The 25,386-nt window shown below is 53.0% G+C and carries 24 protein-coding genes; 14 read left to right on the top strand and 10 right to left on the bottom strand.

Annotation, left to right across the window (positions count from 1 at the left end):
* The first annotated feature begins 474 nt into the window (after positions 1-474).
* The gene (locus tag BN2762_RS06340; RefSeq protein WP_055106175.1) at positions 475-1,368 is read left to right on the top strand and encodes a glutamate biosynthesis transcriptional regulator GltC; all 894 of its coding nucleotides are present in this window, start codon (positions 475-477) and stop codon (positions 1,366-1,368) included.
* Positions 1,369-1,499: 131 nt separating this feature from the next.
* Here BN2762_RS06340 and gdhA read toward each other — a convergent pair whose 3' ends face one another.
* Positions 1,500-2,882 carry an NADP-specific glutamate dehydrogenase gene (gene gdhA, locus BN2762_RS06335; protein ID WP_055106174.1) on the bottom strand — a complete coding sequence of 461 codons (1,383 nt, stop codon included), beginning with the start codon at positions 2,880-2,882 and terminating at the stop codon, positions 1,500-1,502.
* Positions 2,883-3,613: 731 nt separating this feature from the next.
* Here gdhA and BN2762_RS06330 point away from each other — a divergent pair.
* Complete coding sequence (locus tag BN2762_RS06330) at positions 3,614-4,594, top strand: Gfo/Idh/MocA family protein (RefSeq protein WP_055106173.1); 981 nt, start codon at positions 3,614-3,616, stop codon at positions 4,592-4,594.
* A gap of 116 nt (positions 4,595-4,710) precedes the next feature.
* Positions 4,711-5,127 carry a hypothetical protein gene (locus tag BN2762_RS06325; RefSeq protein WP_055106172.1) on the top strand — a complete coding sequence of 139 codons (417 nt, stop codon included), beginning with the start codon at positions 4,711-4,713 and terminating at the stop codon, positions 5,125-5,127.
* 199 nt (positions 5,128-5,326) lie between these two features.
* On the opposite strand, the gene BN2762_RS06320 is transcribed toward BN2762_RS06325, so the two are convergent.
* On the bottom strand, positions 5,327-6,013 hold the full coding sequence (locus tag BN2762_RS06320; protein WP_055106171.1) for a CidB/LrgB family autolysis modulator: 687 nt from the start codon (positions 6,011-6,013) through the stop codon (positions 5,327-5,329).
* On the bottom strand, positions 6,010-6,366 hold the full coding sequence (locus BN2762_RS06315) for a CidA/LrgA family holin-like protein (protein WP_230202442.1): 357 nt from the start codon (positions 6,364-6,366) through the stop codon (positions 6,010-6,012). Before BN2762_RS06315 ends, BN2762_RS06320 begins: the two co-directional genes overlap by 4 nt.
* A 305-nt stretch (positions 6,367-6,671) precedes the next feature.
* On the opposite strand from BN2762_RS06315, the gene cidR reads away from it, so the two are divergent.
* The 8 genes from cidR to abc-f (BN2762_RS06280) all read left to right on the top strand — a co-directional run bounded on the left by cidR (position 6,672) and on the right by abc-f (BN2762_RS06280) (position 17,399).
* The gene (gene cidR, locus BN2762_RS06310) at positions 6,672-7,562 is read left to right on the top strand and encodes a cidABC operon transcriptional activator CidR (protein WP_055106169.1); all 891 of its coding nucleotides are present in this window, start codon (positions 6,672-6,674) and stop codon (positions 7,560-7,562) included.
* Positions 7,563-7,672: 110 nt separating this feature from the next.
* Entirely contained in the window at positions 7,673-8,716 is a 1,044-nt protein-coding gene (locus tag BN2762_RS06305; RefSeq protein ID WP_055106168.1) for an oxidoreductase, read from the top strand.
* Between the two features lie 278 nt (positions 8,717-8,994).
* Positions 8,995-9,810 (top strand): delta-lactam-biosynthetic de-N-acetylase, encoded by an 816-nt coding sequence (gene pdaA / locus BN2762_RS06300; RefSeq protein ID WP_083484806.1) that lies wholly within the window; start codon positions 8,995-8,997, stop codon positions 9,808-9,810.
* 1,224 nt (positions 9,811-11,034) lie between these two features.
* Positions 11,035-11,520, top strand: coding sequence for a MarR family winged helix-turn-helix transcriptional regulator (locus BN2762_RS06295; RefSeq protein ID WP_074048592.1), 486 nt, complete (start codon positions 11,035-11,037; stop codon positions 11,518-11,520).
* Positions 11,517-13,244: an ABC transporter ATP-binding protein gene (locus BN2762_RS06290; protein ID WP_055106165.1), complete on the top strand. Its 1,728-nt coding sequence runs from the start codon at positions 11,517-11,519 to the stop codon at positions 13,242-13,244. Before BN2762_RS06295 ends, BN2762_RS06290 begins: the two co-directional genes overlap by 4 nt.
* Entirely contained in the window at positions 13,241-15,154 is a 1,914-nt protein-coding gene (locus BN2762_RS06285) for an ABC transporter ATP-binding protein (protein ID WP_055106164.1), read from the top strand. The genes BN2762_RS06290 and BN2762_RS06285 overlap by 4 nt, the downstream gene beginning before the upstream one ends.
* Positions 15,155-15,405: 251 nt before the next feature.
* A complete protein-coding gene (locus BN2762_RS28035; protein ID WP_262362797.1) occupies positions 15,406-15,531 on the top strand; it encodes a hypothetical protein in 126 nt (41 codons plus the stop codon).
* Complete coding sequence (gene abc-f, locus BN2762_RS06280) at positions 15,528-17,399, top strand: ribosomal protection-like ABC-F family protein (protein WP_055106163.1); 1,872 nt, start codon at positions 15,528-15,530, stop codon at positions 17,397-17,399. Before BN2762_RS28035 ends, abc-f (BN2762_RS06280) begins: the two co-directional genes overlap by 4 nt.
* Before the next feature lie 148 nt (positions 17,400-17,547).
* On the opposite strand, the gene BN2762_RS06275 is transcribed toward abc-f (BN2762_RS06280), so the two are convergent.
* The 7 genes from BN2762_RS06275 to BN2762_RS28125 form a co-directional block, all read right to left on the bottom strand.
* Positions 17,548-17,892 (bottom strand): EamA family transporter, encoded by a 345-nt coding sequence (locus BN2762_RS06275; protein WP_055106162.1) that lies wholly within the window; start codon positions 17,890-17,892, stop codon positions 17,548-17,550.
* Complete coding sequence (locus BN2762_RS06270; RefSeq protein ID WP_055106161.1) at positions 17,876-18,223, bottom strand: DUF2304 domain-containing protein; 348 nt, start codon at positions 18,221-18,223, stop codon at positions 17,876-17,878. The genes BN2762_RS06275 and BN2762_RS06270 overlap by 17 nt, the downstream gene beginning before the upstream one ends.
* Positions 18,224-18,928: a glycosyltransferase family 2 protein gene (locus BN2762_RS06265; RefSeq protein WP_055106160.1), complete on the bottom strand. Its 705-nt coding sequence runs from the start codon at positions 18,926-18,928 to the stop codon at positions 18,224-18,226.
* A complete protein-coding gene (locus tag BN2762_RS06260; RefSeq protein WP_055106159.1) occupies positions 18,925-20,217 on the bottom strand; it encodes an ArnT family glycosyltransferase in 1,293 nt (430 codons plus the stop codon). The genes BN2762_RS06265 and BN2762_RS06260 overlap by 4 nt, the downstream gene beginning before the upstream one ends.
* A 158-nt stretch (positions 20,218-20,375) precedes the next feature.
* Entirely contained in the window at positions 20,376-21,062 is a 687-nt protein-coding gene (locus tag BN2762_RS06255) for a DNA-3-methyladenine glycosylase family protein (protein ID WP_230202441.1), read from the bottom strand.
* A gap of 37 nt (positions 21,063-21,099) precedes the next feature.
* Complete coding sequence (gene abc-f / locus BN2762_RS06250) at positions 21,100-23,127, bottom strand: ribosomal protection-like ABC-F family protein (RefSeq protein ID WP_055106158.1); 2,028 nt, start codon at positions 23,125-23,127, stop codon at positions 21,100-21,102.
* A gap of 108 nt (positions 23,128-23,235) precedes the next feature.
* Entirely contained in the window at positions 23,236-23,391 is a 156-nt protein-coding gene (locus BN2762_RS28125; protein WP_316246767.1) for an RAxF-45 family protein, read from the bottom strand.
* A gap of 179 nt (positions 23,392-23,570) precedes the next feature.
* On the opposite strand from BN2762_RS28125, the gene BN2762_RS06245 reads away from it, so the two are divergent.
* The 3 genes from BN2762_RS06245 to BN2762_RS27215 are packed head-to-tail and all read left to right on the top strand — an operon-like array spanning position 23,571 to position 25,340.
* Positions 23,571-24,428, top strand: a complete 858-nt coding sequence (locus BN2762_RS06245) for an amino acid ABC transporter substrate-binding protein (RefSeq protein WP_187386481.1) — start codon at positions 23,571-23,573, stop codon at positions 24,426-24,428.
* Positions 24,429-24,469: 41 nt separating this feature from the next.
* Positions 24,470-25,138, top strand: coding sequence for an amino acid ABC transporter permease (locus BN2762_RS06240; protein ID WP_055106156.1), 669 nt, complete (start codon positions 24,470-24,472; stop codon positions 25,136-25,138).
* On the top strand, positions 25,116-25,340 hold the full coding sequence (locus BN2762_RS27215; RefSeq protein ID WP_187386494.1) for a hypothetical protein: 225 nt from the start codon (positions 25,116-25,118) through the stop codon (positions 25,338-25,340). Before BN2762_RS06240 ends, BN2762_RS27215 begins: the two co-directional genes overlap by 23 nt.
* Positions 25,341-25,386: the final 46 nt, after the last annotated feature.

Here is a 25,386-nt window from a genome sequence, read left to right as displayed (position 1 = left end):
AAAATGGCATGCTGAATCGAGCAAATCATTCAATGCACACGTTAACATTTTACTCATTGCGAAGCTGGCTGTTATCTGCAGTACCGTTCTTTCTACAATTAATCCAGTTGTATACATCGAATCTTGCGGTATGCGGCATCCGGTAGCGGGATCGCGTCGTGTTCGTCAATCCTTGAGCGAAATCATGGGGCAAGAGTTGTAGTCGCTAAGAAGATCATCAACGGGTTAAAACAGGGGGACACCTCCTTTTCTTAAGCAAATCGTGCAGCTGCTTGCAGTTCACTAGGCATCGGATTCAGCTATGAAAAGTAGTGTAAAAAATAGATAGGTAGATTAATATTACCTTATAATTTACAAATATTCAATAAATAGTATAAATGTCATTGTTGGCAAAGGGCTTCCTTGACGGCCTCGCTTTTGTTCTGTCAGCTTAACTTATATAATAGGGGCTAATAACGGAGGTGAAGCGGCGGAATGGAATTGAGGCAGATATTGTATTTCATTGAGGTAGCGAAGCTGGAGCATGTGACGGAGGCTTCTTATGCTCTGCACGTATCGCAGTCCGCTGTCAGCAGGCAAATTTTTAAGCTGGAATCCGAGCTTGGCGTGGACTTGTTCATCCATGAAGGGCGAAGGGTCAAGCTCACTCCTATCGGCAGGCTGTTTCTCGCTCATATGGAGCAGCTCGTCAAGGTGCTGGATAACGCGCGCCAGGAGATCAGCGAATTTCTGGATCCGGAGCGAGGGACGGTGCGGATCGGCTTCCCCAGCAGTTTGGCGGCGCAAATGATCCCGGGCGTAGTGTCTGCATTCAGGGAGCAATATCCAGCCGTACACTTTCAGCTTCAGCACGGATCTTACCGGGAACTTGTGGATTCCGTGATCAAGGGGGATATGAATCTGGCCATCATGGGCCCGGTGCCGAAGAACGAATCGCAAATCAAAGCGGAGGTGCTGTTCCGGGAAAAGTTCAAGGCGCTGCTGCCGTCCAAGCATAAACTGGCAGGGCAGTCCTCGGTCAAGCTCAGCGATCTGAAGGACGATTTGTTCGTGCTGTTCCCTGAGGGCTTTGTGCTGCGGGAAATCGTCGTGAGTGCCTGCGGCGATCTTGGCTTCAAGCCGAAGGTGACGTTCGAGGGGGATGATCTCGACGCGATCAAGGGACTTGTCTCCGCGGGGCTCGGCCTGACGGTACTGCCGGAAATTGCCCTTAGCGAACATCTTCCCGATTCGATCGTAGCTCTGCCGATCACCGAGCCGCTGGTTACGCGCGATGTCGGCGTGATCATTCCTGCGAGCCGCGAGCTGCCGCCTACGGAGAAGCTGTTCTACGATTTCCTAAAGGAAATGGCGCCGAGCTTCGGATAGCCGCGATAACGCTAACTCAATAGCATCATAAAAAGGAGCTGCCCCGCAGAATCAACTGCTTGGGGACAGCTCCGTTATTATTTTATCGGCTGCACAATTCTTCTATGATCTTAGACGACTCTTCTATGATCTTAGACGACGCCATGAACGATCATCGTATCCGCGACCTTCAGGAAGCCGGCGATGTTCGAGCCCACCAGAAGGTTGCCGGAGTACCCGTACTCCTCGGCTGCATTTACACTATTTCTATAGATGTTCTTCATGATGTCCTTTAGCTTTTTGTCCACTTTCTCGAACGACCAGGCCAGTCTGGCGCTGTTCTGGGCCATCTCCAATGCGGATACTGCCACACCGCCGGCATTGGCTGCCTTGGCCGGTCCAAAGTATACTCCGTTGTTCAAATATACTTCAATCGCTTCCAGCGTAGATGGCATGTTGGCCCCTTCTGCTACGTACTTCACGCCGTTAGCGACGAGCAATTTTGCCGACTCCTCGTTAATTTCATTTTGCGTCGCGCAAGGCAGGGCAATATCGCAAGGGATGCTCCAGATATTCTGGCAGCCTTCAACATAGATGGCGGAAGGATGGTCGTTGACGTATTCTTTGATCCGTTTTCTCTCCACTTCCTTGATGCGCTTCACCGTAGCCAGATCGATGCCGTTCTCGTCGTAAATATAACCGTTGGAATCGCTGCAGGCAACGACTTTGGCACCGAACTCCTGAGCCTTCTCGATGGCATAGATGGAGACGTTCCCGGAGCCGGATACGACAACGGTCTTGCCCTCCAGACGCTCACCCTTCGTCTTCAGCATCTCTCTCGTGAAGTATACGAGGCCGTAGCCTGTCGCTTCAGTTCTTCCCAGGCTGCCGCCGTACAGCAGGCCCTTGCCGGTTAAGACACCGGCTTCGTTGCCGCCGACAAGGCGTTTGTACTGCCCGAACATATAGCCGATTTCTCTCGCGCCAACCCCAATGTCGCCAGCTGGTACGTCCGTATCCGGTCCGACGTATCTCGACAGCTCGGTCATGAAGCTTTGCGTAAAGCGCATGATTTCGTTGTCGGATTTGCCTTTAGGGTCGAAGTCCGATCCGCCCTTGCCTCCGCCGATAGGCTGCCCTGTCAGGGAGTTCTTGAAAATTTGCTCAAAGCCCAGGAATTTAATGATACTGGCATTGACGGAAGGATGGAAGCGGATGCCGCCTTTATAAGGACCGATGGCGCTGTTGAATTGTACGCGGTAGCCGCGGTTCACCTGCACCTTGCCGTTATCATCGACCCAAGGTACGCGGAAGGTAATCAGCCGCTCAGGCTCGACGATTCTCTCCAGGATCGCATTGTCCCGATATTTAGAATGCTTTGCAAATACGGGAACGAGAGAATCCAGGATTTCTTTGACAGCCTGATGAAATTCCGTCTCGCCGGGATTCCGCTTCTTGACCGTCTCATACACCTCGCTGACGTATTGCTTGGCCTCGTCAAGGTTACTGCCGGATTGTTGTTGCATGATAGCCATAGCTACTCCACCTTTCAGACTGATATTAAACGTGTTCTCTTTTTCACGATTGATCTGAAACCATTGTAATATGTATTCCGGTTCTAAACAAAACTTTATTTAGATGAACTTCATGACTTATAGAGATCAACTTCAAGGTGCTGACTGGAGATTTCATTACTTTATTGTATGAAAAATGACATGCTTATATGAAAAATGACATGTTTTTGAGTAAGAAAAGCGACAATCCAAGCACTTTTTAAGATGACAAAGTGCGTTTGGTGCTTGTTTTCATAACGTATGCAGAATGTTCAGCCACTGAGCTTAAAATTTCTATCTTCTTAAAAAAGTGCCGAAATTATGAATAATCTAACCGGCATCATTATAAAGCAATCCGCGGCTGCACAGGGTGAGCTCATTCCCTTCTTGTGCTTTATTGGGAGAGCGGTTACGCTATTTTTAGCTAAGTGCCGGCTGCGGCTTTCGCCTATATTAAGTTGAACTAACCTCCTTTATCCGTCTCAGGTCTATTGCCATCGTCCCCCGCGTCATGATGCGGACGGTTATAGCAGAGGCAAAGCCACGTGAAGTCCGCCTTGTCAGCGACAGCAATAATGCTGCTGGAGAAATTTTGTACAATAAAACGCGCAATCTCGAAAGAACATTTTTCTGTACAGCAGCTTTTACTTTAAAATCTGAGTTCAGCTTAATAGTTAGTAACTAAATAGAAACAGATGAAGGAGAGATCAGCGATGAATTTGAATATTGGAATCGTCGGTACAGGCTGGTTCAGCAAGGTGCATGGGGATATTCTGGCCGAGACAGAGGGAGCTCGCGTAGCGGCTGCCTGCGGGACAAGCATGGAGAAGGCGAATGCGCTCGCATCCCGCTATCCCGGTGCAAGGGGGTATGACAGTCTTACGGCAATGCTGGATAGCGAGCGGCTGGATGCCGTGTATTTATGCATTCCGCCGATGGCGCATGAGGGAATGGAGACGGAGCTGATTGCCCGGGGAATTCCTTTTCTCGTGGAAAAACCGCTGGGCGTCGATTTGGACGGTCCTTGCCGCATTCTGGAGCAGCTTCGCCGGAATCCAGTTATTACATCGGTAGGGTATCATTTTCGCTATAAGCAGTCGGTTGATCAGCTGAAGGCGCTGCTTAAGGGGCAGACGATCGGCATGGCTCTCGGCACCTGGATGGGCAGCATGCCGGGCGTTGCCTGGTGGAGGAAGCAGGAGGGCTCTGGCGGACAATTCATTGAGCAAACCACGCATTTGGTTGATTTGCTTCGCTATATTGCCGGGGAGGTAGAGGAAGTATACGCTGCTTATGGGAACCGAATTGTACAGAACCAGCACGAAGGCGTTACGGTTTCAGATGTCGGCACGGTCACGTTGAAGCTCTCCAGCGGAGCGGTCGCCAATATATCGAATACTTGCGTGCTGCCGGGAGCTGTAGGCGAAGTCGGGCTCAGCTTGTATACCGAGCAGGGCATCCTGGCCTGGGAGCCTGACAGGCTGGAGGTCAAGAGCCATGGAGTGACTACCAGCTATTCCAGCACCGATAACCCGTATGCCGCCGAAACGGCAGCATTCCTTCATGCGGTGCGTACGGGGGATGCCTCGCGGATTCGCTCCGATTATGCCGATGCCATTCGTACCCAAGCGGTTACCTGCACGGCTTTGGAATCGTCGCTAAGCGGTCAGCCGGTACGCGTCCCGGAGCTCTGAGATTCTGAAGTCTAGCGATCTTTCAAAAATGAGCTATATTCTTAGAATACTCGCCCTATCGAATTCTATCGTCCTTTCATAGTATGAAGTAATCCTTGAAAGGAGTTGATAGATCAATGGCAGAGCTTCTTCAACATGTTACTAATGTACCAACCCCGATTACGAACGGGGCAGCGATCAATGTTCCGCAGACTCCGGCGGGCCAAGGCATCGCGCTGGTACGTGTATCGATTCCCGCCAACCGCCCGGTCAATACAGTAGAATTGACAGCTACGGTAGGCTTGCAGGGCTTGACGGGGATTCCTCGCGTATTGTTCCGTATTTTCCGTGATGGACAAGAAATCTACTATGCTACTCAGGCTGTGGAGAGCGCCTTCGAGACCGTCAATCTTACAGCATTGACAGCAGTGGATACAAACGTTGTTCCAGGGGTGCATGATTATATTCTATCTGTAGAACAGATTGCTGCTGCGACGAACACGGCTAGAGTCATCGGTCCGATCGTGTTCAGCGCGCTGGCCACAGCTCCGTAACTTCACAGCAGCCTGTCGCCATTCTTGCCAGCCTACGATGTTCACAGGAATCACCGAAGCAGGCCGAGAGCTCGTCTCTCGGCCTGTTTTGGCGATATCCGGAGGATCCTGCGTATGTTGGTTATTTGACAAAAAAGAGGGCTTGCCTTAGGCAAGCCCAAATAAATATATGAATTTGGAGGAACCCGTCTGGTTAAGCTCATCCATAAAACAGGACCGCGATGAGCATAGGAGCGACGCCGAGCGTGAACAGGGCGGCCAGGATCATGGAGATGCTGGAAATGGTTCCGGTAAGCGAGCTTAGCTCAAACGCTTTGGAGGTGCCTGTTCCATGGGCGCCGGTACCGAGCAGAACCCCGCGGGCAACCTCATTGTCTATCCGGAACCACTTGAGTACATACGGCCCGATAATACTGCCCAATAGGCCGGTGAGGACGGCGAAGATGGCTGTTACGTTCGGAATTCCTCCGATCGCCTGGGACACGCTCATCGCGATAGGCGCCGTGATCGAGCGGGGAATCAAGCTGCTTACGAGCTGATGGTCGAGCCGCAGCCATTCCGCCAGCAGCCCGGAGGATATAATGGCGATGACCGAGCCCGACAGAACGCTGACGAGAATGACCGCAGCGTGCTTCTTAAGCACGTTGTAGTATTTGTACAGCGGTACTGCAAAAGCGATGGTAGCAGGCTGCAGCATGTCGCTAAGCCATTTGCCGCCGGAATTGTAGGCTTCGTAAGGAATATGCGCCCACATCAGCAAGGCGACCAGCACGATCGGAGTCACCAGCAGCGGGGACAGGTAGACGCGCGGCTTGGCTTGATATATTCGCTTGGATGCTGAATACAGCAGAAGAGTGAGCGCCAGCCATAATAGAGCGGTGATCATGACGCCTTACTCTCCTTTCGCTTCGTGATTCTCGAGGCGATCAGTCCGGAGCTTAGCATGACAATAAAGGTGCTGGAAATGACAACGACAAGAATGCGAAGTCCGTCGCTCTCCAGCAGCGGGATATATTTCATAATGCCGACCGCGGAAGGGATGAAGAACAGCAGCAGCTCGGCCAGCAGCAGGTTGGCGCCTTGTTCGATCCAGGTCAGCTTGATCATATTCATTTTCAGCAGTGCAAAGATAACGATAATGCCCAGGATGGAACCCGGGATCGGCAAATGGAGCAGTTCGGCCAGCCAATTCATCGCTATCGAAATGAAGAATAGAAGGACGACTTGCACTGCGCTCATAGTAATATTACGCAATTTATCCATGGAAGCAGGTTCCTTTCGTGATTTTCTTTAAGCTCGCTATTTTTCGTTAAGCTTGATATTTCGTGACTCCGATAGGGAGTTCTTTTTTCTTGGGGGTCTATAATTTTTCGTTAAACTTGATATTTCATGACCCTTGAGGTTGATCTTTCATTTGAGCATGATTTTTCATTGAGTGGGTAATGAAAATATTACATCAGCTTCTTTCATGAGTAAAATGAATATTAATAATGTATACTATTCCTAAAAGTTATCGATAATTTACCCCGAGGGGATGGAGTGCTATGGATATTCGTCAGCTTCAGTATTTAATTGAGGTTGCACGGTTCGGCAGCTTCACCAAAGCCGCAGATGCGCTGTATATTACGCAGCCGGCGATCAGCAAGGCGATTAAGGCGATGGAGGAGGAGCTCGGCGTCATTTTGTTTGACCGCCTTGGCAAGAGAGTGGAATTGACCGATGCCGGGCAAATTATCGCCGGGCAGGCCCAGCAGATCGTCGCCTCCTTCCACAGCCTGACCTCGGAGCTGGATGATCTGCGCAACTTGAAGAAGGGCCATATCCGCATCGGGCTTCCGCCGATGGTAGGCGCAAGCTTCTTCCCGACCGTCATCGGGCAATTTCATAAGAAATACCCGGACATTACGATCCAGCTCTACGAAGACGGGGCCAAAAAGGTCGAGCAGGAGGTAGCATCCGGTACACTGGAGGTCGGCGTGGTCGTGCTGCCTACGACGCAGGAGGGATTGAGCAGCTTTCCGTTCGTGGAGGAGAAGCTGAATCTGGTGGTGCATCCTTCCCATCCGCTGGCGGGGCGGAAGGAGATTGAGCTGGCTGAGCTGGCCCAGGACGATTTTGTACTGTTTCGGGAGGATTTTACGCTCCATGACCGGATAATCGGCGAGTGCGCGAGATTCGGCTTTCAGCCGCATGTTATTTATGAGAGCTCGCAGTGGGACTTGATCAGTGAGATGGTAGCTGTAGGGCTGGGCATCACGCTTCTTCCGGAAACGATCTGCCGGGAGATCGATAATAAGCGGGTCAGGATCATTCCTCTGGTGAAGCCTGTTATCCCGTGGAAGCTCGGAATTATATGGCGGGATGACCGCTACATGTCGTTCGCTACCCGGGAGTGGATCGCATTTGCCAAATCGGAGCTGTCTAAGGCTTTTTAAGGGAAAGTTATTTTTCCTTGCTACGCACTGCCTGCGAGATTCGATGGTATAATAGGGGCATTCATTCTACAAACAGTCATTGGTGATTTGCGACAGAGGAGGAACAGGAAATGACAATTCAGGTAGGACTTATTGGATTCGGTTTATCGGGCTCGGTATTTCATGCTCCGCTGATTGCTCGGACGGAAGGCTTGGAGCTTGCGGCCGTCGTATCGTCCCAGCCGGGCAAAGTGAAGGAGAGCTATCCCGAAGCAAAGGTATACGAGGATGTGGAGGCGCTCCTGAATGATTCGGAGATTCAGCTTGTGGTCGTATCTAGCCCGAATTTGACGCATTATGAATACGCAACCCAGGCGCTGGAGGCTGGGAAGCATGTCGTCGTGGAGAAGCCCTTCACGAACAGCTCGCAGGAAGCGGATCGCTTGATCGCGCTGGCCAAGGAGAAGAAGCTGCTGCTTACGGTATACCATAATCGCCGCTGGGATAATGATTTCCTGACCATACGCCGTCTTCTGGATTCGGGTGCGCTGGGCAGCGTCTCGTATTATGAGGCTCATTATGACCGCTTCCGCCCGGAAGTGACCGGACGCTGGCGTGAGCAGGATTTGCCCGGCTCGGGGATGCTGTACGATCTCGGCTCGCATCTGATCGATCAAGCTTTGACGCTGTTCGGGAAGCCGAACACCGTATGGGCGGACTTGCGCAAAGAACGGAGAGGCGGCAAGGCTGATGATTATTTTCACCTTGTACTTGGCTATTCGAGTCTTCGGGTTGTCCTTCATTCGGGATCATTAGTCCGCGAGCCGGGACCGCGCTTTATTCTGCACGGGGATCGGGGCAGCTTCATCAAGCACGGCTTCGACCCGCAGGAGGCGCAGCTTAGAAAAGGATACGGACCAGGGGACGAAGGCTGGGGCCGGGATCCCGAAGCGAACTACGGCAAGCTGACGACGGAGCTCGGCGGCCTCACTGTCAGCGGTACGGTGGAGACGCTGCATGGAAGCTATGAGTCGTTCTATCGGCAGCTGGCTGATGCCATCCGCTTTGGACAGCCTGCGCCTGTATCGGCGGAAGATGCCCGCAATGTCATCCGCATTATCGAGCTGGCCATGGAGAGCCATTCCAAGGGACGGGTGCTTACCCTAGACCACTAGACCTTAGCGATTTATAGCTTTAAATCTGGGAATAAGACAGGCTATCTGCAGTCTGGGCATGGGCTTGGATAAGATAGGCTATCTGCAGTCTGGGCATGGGCTTGGATAAGATAGGCTACCCTGCAGTCTGAGCATGGGCTTGGATAAGATGGGCTACCCTGCAGTCCGATCATGGACTTCGGGATAGCCTTATTTTGCGTGATCGTGCATATTTTTTGTCCCGGCAGCGGAAAATACAATGACCTATCATGATGACAAAAGGAGGGAACCGAACCATGATGAGAATAGCGTTGTTAACGGCACTGGCGGCTTATTGTCTCTCAGGCCTTCTGCCGATCGGGACGATAGCTTCGGCTCAGGCCTCAGCGTTAGCCGCGGCGGACGGGCCTTATCATTTCGGCTTCAAGCGCAGCGTGGGCGGGCAGCTGCCCTCGATTAACGAGGAGGGATTCAAGCCGATTATTGACAAGCACGGCGCCATTTTCCTGGGTGATACCTCGCGGAAGGATTTGTTCCTGACATTCGACAACGGCTACGAGAACGGCTTTACGGGACCGATACTCGATACGCTCAAGGCGAAGAAGGTGCCGGCGGCTTTTTTTGTCACGGGGCATTTCGTCAAGGATCAGCCTGAGCTTGTAAAGCGGATGGTGTCGGAGGGGCATATCGTCGGGAATCACTCCTGGAGCCACCCGGACATGACGACCATCTCCGATGCGCAGATCAAGGAGGAGCTTGATCGGGTGAACAAGGGGATTGCAGCTTTGACCGGCCAGGGCGATATGGGGTATCTCCGTCCTCCTCGGGGGATTTTTAATGAGCGTACGCTTCGGGTGACGAAGGAGCTCGGGTACACGAATGTATTCTGGTCGGCAGCCTATAAGGACTGGGATACGAAGGATCAGAAAGGAAGCGATTATGCATTTAAAAAGGTCGTAGGGCAGCTGCATCCGGGAGCCGTTATCCTACTCCATTCGGTATCGAAGGATAACATGGAGGCGCTAGGCGCCATTATCGACGAAGCGCGCCGGCAAGGCTATGAGTTCAGGGCCCTCCCTGAGCTGGATGGCAGCAAGCTGCCGTTTTTACAATAGAGCATATCGGTTGGAGCCTCGCCTGCGGCGAGGTTTTTTGCACTGGATATGTGCTGGGTATGCACTGAATTTGCACTGAATTTGCACTGAATTTGCACTGAATTTGCGCTGGATATGTGCTGGATATTACTGGATATGCACTGGATAGTTATAAGTCCGTAGGGCTTCCTGACGCGGGTCGCCTGGTGTCTTATGACGGTGGTCAACCACATCCATGCGGGCGGGCCCTGATGTATGTCGAAGGAGTTCGTCTGGATGTAAGATTTGTCCGAGTCTAACGAAGCTCACCAACGTTATTTGAACATATTTGCCAATGTATTGAATCTAGCGAATCTCAGTTACTCTATTCATGGCTTATATCCTTCATGGGGCAGTAAACAAATGATATAACGTTACCTGTATTCGTTACATTTTGACAGAGGCTATTTTTACACTAATAGCGCTTGTGAGCTTCGTTATAGAGTTACGCTCTCGAGATCACAACCTCGGTACCATGACATGACCTCACTCTCGCTCTGATCACACTCTCGGTACCACGATATGACCTCGCTCTCGCTCTGATCGCACTCTCGGTACCACGTCTACCTCGTCTTATTCTCGCTCTCGGCCACACTCTCGGCCCCCTCCTAATTTTAATCTCAATCTCGCCCCCATTCTCGGTCAAACGTCTCGTTGTTACAGTCTCGGTTTCTCATCTCGTTGTCTCGGTATCAGGTCGCAGTCTCAGTCTCATGCCTCAACCCCGAGACCGGGACTCGTTTTCCGTATCCCGGTCTCGGGGAGCTTGTGTTATGGGTTCGATATCGTAGTTTGCCACTTGTGATCGGCAGCAACGGTTTGCCAACGAGATACTGCCAGCAGATACAGTCGGCGTGATGCTGCCAACGAGATACTGCCAGCGAGATACAGTCGGCGTGATGCTGCTAATGATTTACCGCCAGCAGATACAGTCGGCGTGATGCTGCCAACGAGATGCTGCTAGCGGGCTGGGGAAGGATCTCTTTTTATGCAGTGTGCTGTCCTTGCGAGCCATGATAATTTTGCTGGTTCTCAGGTCCTTGACTTTGCAAAAACGGATACTTCACTTTACAAAATGGATCCTTGACTTTGAAGTTCAGATATTTGACTTTAAAAAATGGCAGAAATATAATTAGGTATACTAATAAATAGGATTACTAATTATTAAATAGTATAAATAAATTTGGAGGGGATGATCACGTGTTTATGGGCGACGATTCTGTAGCCCAGCGACTTATTGAGGCGATTCAACGTTTTCGCCGTGCAGAATGGCACAAGCTGGCGATCAACGGCTTGAATCATAGCGAAATCAAGATGCTGATGTGCATTCAGCGGGGGTGTGCTCAGGATGAGCGAGGCTCCTCCATTTCTTCGCTCAGCGCCATGATGGAGGTCACTTCTCCGACGATAACCCAGTTGATCAAGGGCTTGGAACGCGAGGGTCTGGTTGCCAGATATAACGATCAGGAGGATCGGCGCGTGGTCAGGGTCAGGCTGACGGAGAAGGGGATGGCGATGACGAAGCAAGCCCGGGAGGATGTGGCCCGGCGATTCAAGGAGCTGTATGAGTATCTGGGAGAAGAGAAGACCGAGCAGTTGGCCTCGCTGCTGGAACAGGTCTACGAGCATCTGGAAGCCCGTTTGAAAGAGAAGCGCGATATTGATAGAGAGAGTGGAGATGATGGACGATGATCAAGCTTTTTCGATTTGTGAAGCCGTTCTGGCTGCCGATACTCGCCGTACTCGTGCTGGTGTTTTTTCAATCGCTGTCCGAGCTGTATCTGCCCACGTTAATGGCGGATATCGTGGATATAGGCGTTGTGAACGGAGATACCCCCTATATATGGAAGGTAGGCTCCGTCATGCTTCTGGTCGCCCTCGGGGGCATGCTGTGCTCCATTGCGGCGAGTTATTTCTCGTCCAGGGCGGCAACAGGATTCGGGAAGCTGCTGCGCGCCAAAGTATTTAATCATGTCGAGAATTTCTCCCTGGAGGAATTCGACAAGGTCGGAACAGCGTCTTTGATTACGCGCACTACGAATGACATTACGCAAATCCAGCAGGTGCTGATCATGATGCTGCGGATGATGGTCATGGCCCCGATGCTCTGTATCGGCGGTATTATTATGGCTGTCTCCAAAGATGCGACGCTATCGCTAATCTTCGTGGTAATACTTCCTGTGCTGGCGCTGGCGGTCTTCCTGATTGCCCGGAAAGGGATTCCCTTATTCAAAGCCATTCAGAAGAAAATCGACAAGCTGAACCTCGTTATGCGGGAGAATCTGACGGGAATTCGCGTCATTCGCTCCTTCAACCGCGTTCAGCATGAGAAAATGCGTTTTGATGAAGCGAACTATGACCTGACGGATACCTCGATCAAAGTGAATAAAATTATGGCTTTCATGATGCCGATCATGATGCTGGTAATGAATCTGTCGTCGGTCGCGATCATTTGGTTCGGCGGGCTTCGCATTCAGGCGGAATCGATGCAGGTCGGAGACTTGATGGCATTTCTGCAATATGCAATGCAGATCATGTTCTCGCTCCTGATGGTTTCTATGATGTTCGTAATGATTCCGCGCGCGTCGGCATCGGCCGTCCGTATCAATGAGGTTCTGGACATGGCTCCGGTCATTAACGACGCGGAGACCACGGCTCCCGCAACCGGACAGAAAGGCCATGTCGAGTTCCAGAACGTGTCCTTCAGCTATCCTGGAGCCGAGAAGCCGGCGATTCAGGATATCAGCTTCGCCGCCCGCCCGGGCGAGGTGACGGCGATCATCGGCGGCACAGGCTCCGGCAAATCTACGCTGATCAATCTCATCCCGAGATTCTATGACGTGAACGAGGGCCGCGTGCTGGTTAACGGCATCGATGTCAGGGAGATGTCCCAGCAGAAGCTGCGCGCGAAGATCGGCTTTGTTCCGCAACAAGCCGTTCTCTTTACCGGAACGATCAGCGACAATATTCGGTATGGCAAAGAGGACGCCAGCGATGAGGAAGTCCGGCATGCGGCGGAGATCGCCCAGGCTGCAGATTTCATTTCAAAAATGGAGCAGGGGTATGATAGTCCGATCGCGCAGGGCGGCACCAATGTCTCCGGCGGACAGAAGCAGCGTCTCTCCATCGCTCGGGCGCTGGTGCGCCAGGCGGAAATTTACATCTTCGACGACAGCTTCTCGGCGCTCGATTTCAAGACGGATTCCAGGTTGCGGGCGGCGCTGAAGCAGGAGACGCAGGAATCCACCGTGATTATCGTAGCCCAACGGGTGAGCACTGTGCTGGATGCCGATCAAATCATCGTCATGGATGAGAGCAGAATCGCCGGCATCGGGAAGCATCAGGAGCTAATGGAGACCTGCGACGTGTATCGGGAAATCGTCCTGTCCCAGCTTTCAGAGGAGGAGATCGCATGAGCCAGAGCCATAATCAAAGTGCAAGGAAACCCGGCGGTTTCGGCGGAAAAGGCGGCCGGGGCCATGGCGGGCCTGGCGGCCATGGCGGCCCGGGCATGGGCATGCCGGTCGAGAAGGCGAAGGATTTCAAAGGCACGCTCAAGCGGCTAATGACCTACATGCGTCCGTTCAGGCTGCAATTAGGCTCTGTTGTGCTTATGGCTGTCCTTAGCACGGTCTTTGCCATTCTGAGCCCGCGGGTCATGGGGGACGCCACCAACGTGCTGTTTGAAGGCATTATGGGCAAGATACAGGGCGTACCGGGTGCTGCCATCGATTTCGATGCGATCGGGAGAATCATTCTTTATTTGCTTGGACTGTACTTATTGAGTTCATTATTCAGCTACTTCCAGCAGTATTTAATGGCGGACGTCTCCCAGAAGACTGTCTATAATTTGCGGAAGCAGGTCAACGACAAGCTGTCGCGGCTCCCGCTCAAGTATTATGATGCCAGAACACACGGCGAAATTCTGAGCCGGGTAACGAACGATATGGACAATATCAGCTCCACCCTGCAGCAGAGCATGACACAGCTCATATCGTCGGTCCTGACTATCATTGGCGTCATTGTGATGATGCTCTCCATCAGTCCGCTTATGACGCTGATCGCGATATTGACGATTCCGCTGAGCATCGCGGCGATCACCTCGATCGCGAAGCGTTCCCAGCAGCAGTTCGTTCGCCAGCAGAAGGAGCTGGGATTGCTCAACGGCCATGTGGAGGAGATGTACACCGGCCACAAAGTGGTGAAGGCCTTCGGCCGCGAGCAGCAATCGCTCCAGCAATTCAGCGAGATCAACGAGCGGCTGTATGAAGCGGGCTGGAAAGCGCAATTCATCTCCGGCGTGATCATGCCGATCATGAGCTTCATCGGCAACATCGGCTATGTGCTCGTTGCCGTGGTAGGCGGTATTCTGGTCCTGAAGGAAAGAATCAAGATCGGTGACGTGCAGGCGTTCATCCAATATACGAGACAGCTGTCCCAGCCGATCGCGCAGACGGCTAATATCGCTAATATCATTCAATCCACCGTCGCATCCTCGGAGCGGGTATTCGAGGTGATGGATGAGGCTGAGGAGATTCCTGATCCGGCTAATCCTGTTACAATCAAAGATCCGCAAGGGGAGGTGTCCTTCAATCATGTGCGCTTTGGTTACCAGGATCAGGCTGTGCTGATCGAGGATATGAACATCCATGCCTCGAAGGGTCAGACGATTGCGATTGTAGGCCCTACGGGCGCCGGGAAGACGACGCTGATCAATCTGCTGATGCGCTTCTACGAAGTCAACGGCGGATCGATTACGATCGACGGGGTCAATATTACCGATATGAGCCGCGGCGATTTGCGCAGTCTGTTCGGGATGGTACTGCAGGATACATGGCTGTTCAACGGTACGATCCGCGACAACATCGCCTACGGGCGGGAGGGAGCAACGGAGGAGGAGATTATCGAGGCGGCGAAGACGGCGCATGCCGACCATTTCATCCGCACGCTGCCGGACGGATATGACACGATCCTGAACGAGGAGGCGTCGAACATCTCCCAAGGCCAGAAGCAGCTGCTGACGATTGCACGGGCCGTTCTCGCTGATCCGGCCATTCTTATTCTTGATGAAGCGACGAGCAGCGTGGACACGCGGACGGAGATTTATATCCAGAAGGCGATGAACGAGCTGATGAAGGGTCGTACGAGCTTTGTCATTGCACACCGCTTATCGACGATCAAGGACGCGGATATGATTCTGGTGATGAACCAAGGCTCAGTCATTGAGCAGGGCACTCATGATGAGCTGCTTGCGCAAGGCGGATTCTATGCTGATCTGTATAACAGCCAATTCTCCAAAGGCGGATTCGATCTCGAAGTCGGATAAATTTCGTTAAGCAAGCTTGCTCTCGATTGAAATTCATGGTAATAATAGAAGAGGATTAGGAAATCACTATTTTAACAATTCAGGAGGACCCTTAGACGATGGAGTAAGAACACGTTCCCATAAAAGACAACTTGTCAGCAGGCAAGCGGAGCTCTCGAGAGATCGGGGGACGGTCAGGGATACGTGTGTCGACTTAGGGTCTTCTTTTTTGTACGCCAAAAGACGGATAAGATCAGGAACGGAGTGAACGGATGCGCTTGTTAGCACGGCGTTCTATTCCGCCGTTGGCCGTACCCTATTTCCCCGTACCCGACCGTGTGCCGCTGGCCACGGTTATTTGCGTTATACAATCGCGAACGGGGGATGATGTCGAATGACGATAGTTTTAACGGTTAAGGATTTGAAGAAGGAATGGAACGGAGAGGTTCTGTTTGCAGATGTTTCGTTTGAAATCAGCGAGGGGGAGCGTGTGGCGCTATTCGGCCGCAACGGCTCCGGGAAGACAACTCTGCTGCAGGGCCTGCTGGGCAAGATCAGCTTTGAGGAGGGGCGCGTTCATCGGCTCCTGCCGCAGGAAGCCTGGGGCTGGATGGAGCAGCAGGTGGACCTCGATTCGCCATTAACGCTGCTGGAATATGTGCAGTCCAGATCCGGGGAAATCTATGAGATGAAAAAGGAACTGGAGCATTTGCAGAGCGAAATGGGAGCGGGCCATGCCTCTGAGGCCAGCGTAGAGCGATACGGTTTGATTTATGAGCGTTACATGCAGCTGGGCGGCTATGACTGGGAGGTCAAGGTAGAGAAGCGTCTGGGACAAATGGGTCTGGCGCCGGAGCTGTGGAGCCAGCCGTTTGACCGGTTGAGCGGCGGTCAAAAGACGAGGGCCCAATTGGCCGCCCTAATGGTTCGTGAGCCGAGGTTTATCCTGCTGGATGAGCCGACGAACCATCTGGATACCCAGTCGCTGAGCGATCTGGAGGAGTGGATCCGCAGCTATGAAGGAACGATCCTGTACGTATCGCATGACCGGACGTTCATGGATCGGACGGCTACGTCCGTACTGGAGCTGCAGGTGAACGGATGCCGGCGCTATTCCGGCGGCTACAGCGATTATCGCCGGCAGAAGGAGCTGGAACGGCGTACTCAAATGACGCTGTACAAGAAGCAGGAGCAGGCTAAGCAGGCTCTGGAGCAATCGATCCGGCGCTATCAGGAGTGGTTCCACCAGGCACACAACGCTGCTCGCGCCGATAACTTAGATGTCGCTATCACCGCCAGCTTCTACAAAGCGAAGGCGAAAAAGAATATTTCACGTTATCATGCGAAGCAGAAGGAGCTGGAGAGACTGGAACGGGATCGGGTAGAGAAGCCCCGCGAGGCCAAGACGCTCCGGATGAATTTACAGGAGGGCGCATTTGCGGCGTCGACCCTGCTGCGGATGAACGATATTACTTTTGGGTATGGCACCGCTGCCGGAGAGGGGAGAGGCAATCCGTTATTCAAGGGCTTCAGCCTGCAGGTGGAGCGGGGGGACCGGGTCGGCGTACTGGGGCCAAACGGGACGGGCAAGTCCACATTAATGAAGCTGGTTACCGGCCAGCTCAGCCCTTTATCAGGCACGGTAGCCCTGCATCCGCAGGCCTCGGTCGGGTATTTCGCCCAGGAGCTTCACAATCTGGATGAGAGTATAAGCATTCTGGACAGCCTGCTGATGCTGCCGGGCATGACGGAGTCGCACGCGAGGACCATTCTGGGCTGCTTCTTATTTTCGAGAGATGAGGTGTATAAGAAAATAGGAGATTTGAGCATGGGCGAGAAATGCCGGGTCGCATTTTTGAGGCTGTTTTTTGGCAGAGCCAATCTGCTTATCCTCGACGAGCCGACGAACTATCTGGACATCGACACGCGGGAGGTCGTCGAGGAAGCGCTGTGCTCCTATCCGGGCGCGCTGATGATCGTAACGCATGACAGGTACTTGGCCCGCAAGGTCTGCAATCGGCTGCTGCTGCTGGATGGCCGGAAGGATCCGGTGTGGTTCCCCGGCACGGTGGAGGAGTATGAATCCAGGGACCGCACGAACCGGCTGGATCCGGCCGGTCAATGGGCAGAGAATGAGCGGGAGCGCCTTAAGCTGGAGCTGGCGTTCCTCATGGGCCAGGAGGAACCGCAATTACCTGAGGAACGGGCCGAGCTGATGGGGAGGATTGCGGAGCTTCGCAAGAGGATAGAAGCTCTTTCCAGGTAGAGACCTATCCAGAGGCTATGTAAGGCAGCCCATGCGAAGAGCTCTTTTTAAGCGGGTCTAGCGCGCGGATATCTATAGTATGCAAAAAAGACGCCGAATCGGTCTGTTGTTGTCAGCCCGAACGGTGTCTTTTTTGCTGATGTACGGCTTATTTGGCGAGCAGGAATACGCCGAATAGAATGACGGCCACGCCGGCCAGCTTGGTTGCCGAGATGGATTCGTCAAAAAGGAAGTAAGCAGGAATAAGAGCAAGAACATAGGCGAATGCCTGCATCGGATAAGCTACGCTGAGCGGCAAGCGCGTCAGAACGGCAAACCATAGTATGGTAGCAAGCCCGTAAAGGCTGATGCCGCCGAGAATCATCGGGGACAGGAGCAGCTTGTTCCACACAAGACCGCCTGACCGGGTGAGTCCAATTTTGAAGAGCACCTGCCCCGTGACCAGCAGCAGAATGTTGCCGAGGAGCATCACATAACTAATTGTTTTTTCCATAAAGCGCCTCCCGAGCCTTGAGGATCGCCACTTCCTGGGTAAGACGAAGCACCTGGCTCGTCAGCTTGGTAATGACGATCGTAAGATGAAGTATGAGTGAGAAGCAGAACAGAAGGCCGAAGAGAAAAAGAACGGCCGGAGCGTATTTGACGCCGAGCTGGTCTGCAATCCACTCCATTAAGGATACATTAAACGACACGATGAGCAGCACGATACTGAACAATATCCACAGCAAGGAATATTGCTCCCGCAGCCTTTGTCTTCGCACAAGCTCCAGAACGATGACAAGAAAGGCTATGGCTATCGATACGGATAGAATGTTAATGAACATCTATTTGATCACCGCCGTTCTATTATATCGCATCGCGCTCATAAGTACAGAGAAGGTTACCTTGATCATATAGTAGACAGACCTCGCTGGAGTGATCGAGGACCTGCCTGCTTGCCGCCGCTGCATTTCCGTGGACACCTCCGTAATTGTACAGCCATGGCGTTTGAGATAGACGAGGGACTCCACCTCCGGGTAATCGATGGGATAATAGCTCGCATACAAGCCGATCACCTTGCGCCCGGCTGCGCGGAAGCCGCTGGTCGTATCCGTGAAGCGCTGCCTCGTCAGCAGCGTGACCAGCTTGGAGAAGAAGATCATGCCGATCCGCCGCATACGGGAAGAGCGGTATGACGTCGATTTCACGTACCTGGAGCCGATCACGAGATCGTACCGGGCGGTCTGACCGATCAATTTAGGCAGCTCCTTCGCCGGGTGCTGGCCATCGGCATCCATTTGTACGGCTACGTCATAGTCCAGCATCTTGGCATACATGTACCCCGTCTGCATGCCGCCGCCGATCCCTACATTGTACGGCATCGTCAAGACGCGGGCTCCGCTGGCCATGGCGACCTCCTCCGTCCGGTCCGAGGAGCCGTCGTTGATGACAATGATGTCCGCCTCCGGCACATGCCGGCGGATATCCGCAATCACGGAGCCAATGCTCCCTTCCTCATTATACGCCGGGATGATGATGAGAGTTTTCATGGCGTCACCGTCCTCCTTCTTCTTAAACCATTCTTGGAGTAACTGCTGAAATGCCGGATAAGCCGTTCTATGCAATATGACCCGAATAGGATTAACAGAATCATGTTCGGATAACCGTATCGATTGAAGGCGACGAAGGGAACATAAATGACGGTAAAATATCCGAGGGCCAGGACCAGCGGCAGCAGCTTGTCCCATCGGTGCTTCAGCATTGCCAGGCCAATGCCGAGCATATTGACCGCCATTAAGGCGATTTGGACGACGTTCATGACCGGCCTTGTGACGGGCCATATCGGGCGGGAGTAGAACGGATGGAAATACAGCTCTACCCATCGGCCCAACGTATACCAATACAAGTATTTAAGCGGCTCGTGCTTGAAGCCGTACTTGATAATGTCGAGGCCCTTCTGCACAGCCAGCCGATCCGAGCCCTGAAACAGCGTCTGTGGATCATACTGCGGATACGCCTCGAAGAAGCCGGCCGGCGGCAGCTGCCAACGGATCCGGGTCCCCAGGAGAAAGGGGCTCCCTCCGGAGTTGGTGAACAAAATGAACTCGTGGAATGTCAGCCAGTTGCGAATCCACCAGGGCATAAGCAGGATGACATAAGTTCCGGCCATAAGCAGGGCATATTTCAGCATCAGCCGCCACGGTACGCGATGCCTCCACCAGAGAATGAGGAACACGGCGGGATACAGGGAGGCATGGGGCTTGAAATAAGCGGCGGCTGCGGTCAGCACGCCGAGCAGAATGTAATAGCGCGCCGTATTCCGTTCCAGAGCGACGATCGTAACGCATAGCAGAAGCAGGAGAAGCGTTCGGAAGGTCGTCTCGGACAGAATGACGCCGGAGGAGAAATAATCCGGCAAATAAAGCGCGCTGATCGTACAGGCGATCAGGGCGACCCGGGTGTTGAAGATGCGCTTGCCCAGCCAAAAAATCAGATATATCGACAGCACCTGCAGGACGCATTGATACAGCCGATAAGCGATGACCCCGCCGTCCTCCTGGCCGAACATGGCCATGAATCCCGCCAGGATGAGCGGCAGCCCGGGCATGATGAAGGCCGAGGGCTTGTCTCCCGTATTATAGGCAAGGACGCCTTCGTTCAGTAAAAGGCGGGCGGTCTGAATATATTTGACGTCGTCATTATTAGGCCTCAGCGGATCGCCAAGAAAGAAGTAATCGTTATAGATCAAGACAATGGCACAAGAAGCAATGCCGACGAAGGCCATCAGTCCAAATAAATAAAATTTGACCCCGCGGCTTATTCCTGCAGAACGGAACAATAGACTCAACTCCACTCTAGAAAATACTCAAATATATATATAAACAGATTGCGGTGATTTAAATACGCAGTCTCATATATCTCCAGTATGGGAAATTATCCCATAAATATAAAGAGTTCTAGAGTAAAATATATATTTTTACCAAGAAAATAACCGGGTCAGTGCTGCTGCTTGTAAAGCAGCGGATCAAGGAGCTGGTCGAGAGTATGGCCGGAATCCACATGCCCCGCATTGATCGCTTCCCATAAATAAAGCGAGGCGATCGACCCGTAGGGACTCCATGAGCCCATGACCTGCTGCAGATATTTGCGATCCGCCCGCTCCTCCAGCTGATAGAGCCATTTGGCAGAGCGCTGAAGCCCGGCATCGCCGACGGACACGACATCCTCGCGCCCCAAGCCGAAGATCAGGAACATCTCGGCCGTCCATTTGCCGATGCCTTTAATGGACGTTAATACTTGAATAACTTCGGCGTTGCCCATTTCGTGCAGCCGCTCCAGCACGACCTCGCCCGACAGTACTTTGCCGGACAGGTCGCGGAGATAAGCCAGCTTGGAGGCGGATAGCCCTGCCCCGCGCAAGGCTTCGTCATTTACCGCTGATAAGGCGGATGGGGTTAGCTCTCCAGCCAGCTCCAGCACCCGGCCGCGGATCGTTGCCGCTGCTTTGACGGAAATCTGCTGGCTGATGATCGAGCGGGCGAGCGAAGCGAAATGCGGTCCTTGAGGCGCCGTCTGGATCTCGCCGATCAGGGCAATCAAGGCCCCCATGCGGGCATCCGCTGCAGACAAGGCGGCAAGGCGAGGATCATCGGTCTTGAGGTGGAAGGAAATCGGGTTCATCATTCGTTCACTCCTAGCTTTTTTAGTTGCTGCTGTTCTTTTACTGCTCCAAAAGGGAAATATATTTATCAATCAGCGGGTCAAGACTCCGCTGAACTTCGTTACGCTCCTCCAGCAGATCCGCCAGCTTCTCGGCGTCGTGGGCGATGCCCGGATCCAGCATAGCTTCATCGAGCTGGGCTATCCGCTGCTCCATGGAGGCGATATCCTGTTCCAGCTTGCGAAGCGTGGCAGGATTAGCGCCAGAAGCAGCTGGATGATCCGGGTCTTTGCTGGCGGGATCTTTGGCAGCCTTTGCCTGCTCAGGTTGTCCCGATGTCCTGCTCTTGATGGATTGATCCGCTGCCCTGGTCTGCATGATGGACCGCCCGGACACCTCAATCTGTCCCGGCTGCCACGGTGCCTCCGCCTGTTGAAGTGACTGTAGCTGCCGCTTCTTCCTCTCGGCCAGATGATCTTCATAACTGCCCTCGGTGATGAGCATGGTGCCATGGTCAAGCTCCCAGATCTGGTTAGCAATCTTGTTGATGAAATACCGGTCATGCGAGATAACCAGCACAGAGCCCGGGTACTCCTCGAGCGCTTCCTCCAGGGCTTCCCGGGAGTCGATGTCCAGATGGTTGGTCGGCTCATCCAGGAGCAGCAAATTCGGCTTGTGATACATCAGTATAGCCAGTCGGAGCCGCGTCCACTCACCGCCAGACAGACTGTGAACCTTCTTGAACACATCGCTGCCATAGAAGAGAAAGCGCGCAAGCTGATTGCGGGCCTCCCCGGCTTCCATGCCAAGCTCATTCCGGAAATATTCCAGCACCGTCCCGGGATAGTCCTTGGGTGCCGATTCTTGGGCAAGGTACCCGGTGTCCACCCGGGAGCCAAGCCGGATCTCTCCTTCCTGCACAGGCTCGATGCCAAGAATGCTCTTCATGAGCGTTGTTTTTCCGACGCCGTTTCCGCCGATCAAGGCCGCGTTCTCTCCGTAACGGAGCGTATGATTTATTCCGCGGTACAGCGTTCGTTCTCCTATGCGCTTGCCTGCTTCTCGCAGCACGATGACCTCGTTGCCGGAACGGCCGGACTGGGACAGCTGCAGATCGATGCGCTTTCGTTCAAGCACGGGCTTCTTCAGCTTCACCATGCGATCTAGCGCTTTTTGCATAGAGGCCGCTCTGCGGTGGAAGCCAGGATTCGGCGGGTTGGAGCGGTTTCCCCATTCGATCAGCTGCTTAATGGTCTCTTGCATCTTCTTGATCTTCTTCTGCTGCTCCTGATAGTCGGCAAATTGCTGCAGCAGTCTCCGCTCCTTCTCCTTCTTGTACTCGCTGTAGCTGCAAGGGTAGGTAAAGGCTTCGCCGTCCTCGATTTCGATGATCTTGCCAGCTACCCTGTCGAGAAAATAGCGGTCATGAGATATCACGATAACGGTACCTTTAAAAGCGGCCAGAAATTCCTCAAGCCAGTGAATGGCGGCCATGTCCAGATGGTTGGTCGGCTCATCGAGCAGAAGAACGTCCGGCTGCTGCAGTAAAATGACGGCTAGACCGATCTTCGTCTTCTCTCCGCCGGACAGGGAGCGGAAGGCGCGAGGGAAGCTGCTGGAAGGGATACGGAGCCCGTTAGCCACCCGCTCGATCGATGCTTCCATTTCAAAGCCGCCATTTCGCTCAAAGGCCTCCTGCAGGCTTCCGTACTGCTCGAGCAGACGCTCCAGGCCAGAAGGGCTCGTTCCTGCTGTGGATAGCGCGGACATCTCCGCCTCGAGCTGCCTCATCTGCTCGCCGATCGCCAGCAGAGGCTTAAAGGCGGATTTCAGCACGTCGTAAACCGTCATGCTGTCGGCAAAGTCGGGAATCTGGGCAAGAGCGCCTAGCACAGCGTCTTTACGGGTAGCTATGGAGCCCTGATCGGGCGTCTCACTGCCGGTCAAGAGGCGCATCAGCGTCGTCTTGCCGCTTCCGTTGCGGCCGATCAAGCCGACCTTCTCGCCGGGCTTAATTTCACAGGTAACATTGCTGAGCACAAGCTCGGCACCATAGTATTTTTGAATATTGCTGCATTGGATAATCATCTTTATATAATCTCCTTCGGCCCACGCCGCTTCCATCACAAGCATAGCTACCTTTGGAGACGAAAAAAGGCTGCAGAAATTCTGCAGCCTTCTTCACGTAACGATCCGTTAGGTTAAGGTAGGAGCGGCATTTCGCAATTGTAATTTGGATATCGTATGGCTGAAAATGGACAGACTTCTCCCGTTGACAGCTGCATTATGGGTAATGCCAAATAATGCCATAGGCAATTGGCTAATTCGATTCCAAACGAAATTGCGATCCACTCTACCCCACCTCCTTCGAATAACATTACTCAAATTGTATCCGTTTTGGCATTTATTTTCAATAGTTTGGTTCTACAAAAAAGGATTGACGGGATTTAAGATAGGGCGTAATATAATCAATTAATCCGAGATGAATTGTATGAATTAAATAAAACTTATTAGATAGGGGTCTGATGGAAATGAAGAAGCTTAGCTTGGTCGTTCTAACCTTACTATTAACGGCAATGCTGGCCGCGGCCTGCGGTGGAGGAGCGAGCAGCCCGGGCAATCAGACCGGCAATTCTTTGGCTCAAGCCAGCGTTGGCAATGAAGGGCAGGCCGAACTGGCTCCCGGGGATCTGCTGGAAGCCATCAAGGCGAGCGGCAAGATCCGGATCGGGACGGAAGGCACGTACGCTCCGTTCACGTATCATGATAAAGACGGCAAGCTGACCGGCTTTGACGTGGAGCTGGCCCAGGAGGTTGCCAAGCGCCTTGGCGTTGAGGCCGAGTTCATCGAGACTCCGTGGGATGGAATCTTTGCTGGACTTGATGCGAAACGGTTCGATACGGTGTTCAATCAGGTCACGATTCGGGATGACCGCAAAGAGAAGTATGATTTCTCGGATGCCTATATCGTATCTCGTGCCGCACTGATCGTCCGCGAAGATAATGAGGAGATCACGAAGTTTGCGGATCTTGAGGGGAAGAAGGCCGGACAGTCGCTGACGAGCAATCTGACGGACATCGCTAAGGAGAACGGGGCGGAAATCGTCGGGACGGAGGGCTTCAACCAGGCGGTCGATTTGCTGCTCTCGAAGCGGATCGATGCGACGGTCAATGACGGTTTGTCTTTTCTGGATTTGAAAAAGCAAAAGCCGGATGTACCTCTGAAAGTCGTCGATGAGCTGCCGGAGGCGGCGAAGAGCGCGGCGCTGTTCAACAAAGGGAATGATGAGCTCGTCAACGCAGTCAATGAAGCGCTGGCAGCGATCAAGGAGGACGGCACGTACCTGGAGATTTCCAACAAATATTTCGGTGCAGACGTATCTAAATAAATGGCGGTTTAGCCGGTCTGACCTTTAAAGGATGTCTTGATATGAACGACAGACTTGTACAAATATTTATCGATTCGCTGCTGCCCCTGCTTAAAGCGGGGGTTGCTTTTACGATTCCGCTGACGTTGATCTCCTTCGGCCTCGGCATGCTAGTGGCGATATTGACTGCCCTGGCGAGACTGTCGAGGTGGACGCCGATCCGGCAGGCCGCCCGGTTCTACGTATGGGTGATTCGGGGAACTCCGCTGCTCGTGCAGCTGTTCATTATTTTCTATGGCTTGCCAAGCGTGGGCATTACGCTGGAGCCGTTTCCTGCGGCGGTCATCGGCTTTACGCTAAGCGTGGGAGCGTATGGCTCGGAGATCGTCCGCGCGGCGATCCTGTCGATTGAGAAGGGGCAATGGGAGGCCGCCTATTCCCTGGGAATGAGCCGGCTGCAGGCGCTCTGCCTCGTCATCCTTCCTCAAGCGGCCCGCGTAGCCGTTCCGCCGCTGAGCAATTCCTTCATCAGTCTGGTGAAGGACACCTCGCTGGCCTTTACGGTTACTTATGCGGAGATGTTCCGTAAAGCGCAGGAAATCACCTCAGCGACTTATGAGCCGCTGCTCGTGTACAGCGAGGTTGCTATGATTTACTTGCTGTTCAGCACGGTTCTGTCGGCATTGCAGGCGCATATGGAGAAACGGCTTGACCGCTTTTACGCCAAATAAAAAATGTAAAAATAATGGTTGCTCTGTTATTCATTTCTGGAATCTGTTGGATTATAATGAGGAAGGCAAAAACGTACTGGTTGAAGAAAATCAGAATACGCCATGTCAATTTACAAGAAATAAGGGGAATCCATTTGGAAAGTACAGCACAGCTTATTATGAATCAATTGCTCATGCAGTCAGGCAGCACGGTCTCCCTTGACGTTCGCTCGCGGTTTCCCGGGGGTCGGAACGTAGGCGGTAAATAT

The organism is Paenibacillus ihumii, assembly GCF_001403875.1.
Lineage (GTDB): Bacteria > Bacillota > Bacilli > Paenibacillales > Paenibacillaceae > Fontibacillus > Fontibacillus ihumii.
The sequence above is the reverse complement of the archived record's forward strand: the minus strand, read 5'-3'. Positions and strand labels throughout refer to the sequence as shown.

Bases quoted from the DNA above. Each gene is read 5' to 3' on its own strand.
- BN2762_RS06340 (WP_055106175.1), top strand. From the start codon at position 475: ATGGAATTGAGGCAGATATTGTATTTCATTGAGGTAGCGAAGCTGGAG.
- BN2762_RS06240 (WP_055106156.1), top strand. From the start codon at position 24,470: ATGAACGACAGACTTGTACAAATATTTATCGATTCGCTGCTGCCCCTG.
- pdaA (WP_083484806.1), top strand. From the start codon at position 8,995: ATGAGAATAGCGTTGTTAACGGCACTGGCGGCTTATTGTCTCTCAGGC.
- BN2762_RS06245 (WP_187386481.1), top strand. From the start codon at position 23,571: ATGAAGAAGCTTAGCTTGGTCGTTCTAACCTTACTATTAACGGCAATG.
- BN2762_RS06265 (WP_055106160.1), bottom strand. From the start codon at position 18,928: ATGAAAACTCTCATCATCATCCCGGCGTATAATGAGGAAGGGAGCATT.
- BN2762_RS06290 (WP_055106165.1), top strand. From the start codon at position 11,517: ATGATCAAGCTTTTTCGATTTGTGAAGCCGTTCTGGCTGCCGATACTC.
- BN2762_RS06270 (WP_055106161.1), bottom strand. From the start codon at position 18,223: ATGTTCATTAACATTCTATCCGTATCGATAGCCATAGCCTTTCTTGTC.
- gdhA (WP_055106174.1), bottom strand. From the start codon at position 2,882: ATGGCTATCATGCAACAACAATCCGGCAGTAACCTTGACGAGGCCAAG.
- BN2762_RS06315 (WP_230202442.1), bottom strand. From the start codon at position 6,366: ATGAGCGCAGTGCAAGTCGTCCTTCTATTCTTCATTTCGATAGCGATG.
- BN2762_RS06275 (WP_055106162.1), bottom strand. From the start codon at position 17,892: ATGGAAAAAACAATTAGTTATGTGATGCTCCTCGGCAACATTCTGCTG.
- BN2762_RS06285 (WP_055106164.1), top strand. From the start codon at position 13,241: ATGAGCCAGAGCCATAATCAAAGTGCAAGGAAACCCGGCGGTTTCGGC.
- BN2762_RS06330 (WP_055106173.1), top strand. From the start codon at position 3,614: ATGAATTTGAATATTGGAATCGTCGGTACAGGCTGGTTCAGCAAGGTG.
- BN2762_RS06320 (WP_055106171.1), bottom strand. From the start codon at position 6,013: ATGATCACCGCTCTATTATGGCTGGCGCTCACTCTTCTGCTGTATTCA.
- BN2762_RS06305 (WP_055106168.1), top strand. From the start codon at position 7,673: ATGACAATTCAGGTAGGACTTATTGGATTCGGTTTATCGGGCTCGGTA.
- abc-f (WP_055106158.1), bottom strand. From the start codon at position 23,127: ATGATTATCCAATGCAGCAATATTCAAAAATACTATGGTGCCGAGCTT.
- BN2762_RS06325 (WP_055106172.1), top strand. From the start codon at position 4,711: ATGGCAGAGCTTCTTCAACATGTTACTAATGTACCAACCCCGATTACG.
- abc-f (WP_055106163.1), top strand. From the start codon at position 15,528: ATGACGATAGTTTTAACGGTTAAGGATTTGAAGAAGGAATGGAACGGA.
- BN2762_RS28035 (WP_262362797.1), top strand. From the start codon at position 15,406: ATGCGCTTGTTAGCACGGCGTTCTATTCCGCCGTTGGCCGTACCCTAT.
- BN2762_RS06255 (WP_230202441.1), bottom strand. From the start codon at position 21,062: ATGATGAACCCGATTTCCTTCCACCTCAAGACCGATGATCCTCGCCTT.
- BN2762_RS06295 (WP_074048592.1), top strand. From the start codon at position 11,035: ATGGGCGACGATTCTGTAGCCCAGCGACTTATTGAGGCGATTCAACGT.
- cidR (WP_055106169.1), top strand. From the start codon at position 6,672: ATGGATATTCGTCAGCTTCAGTATTTAATTGAGGTTGCACGGTTCGGC.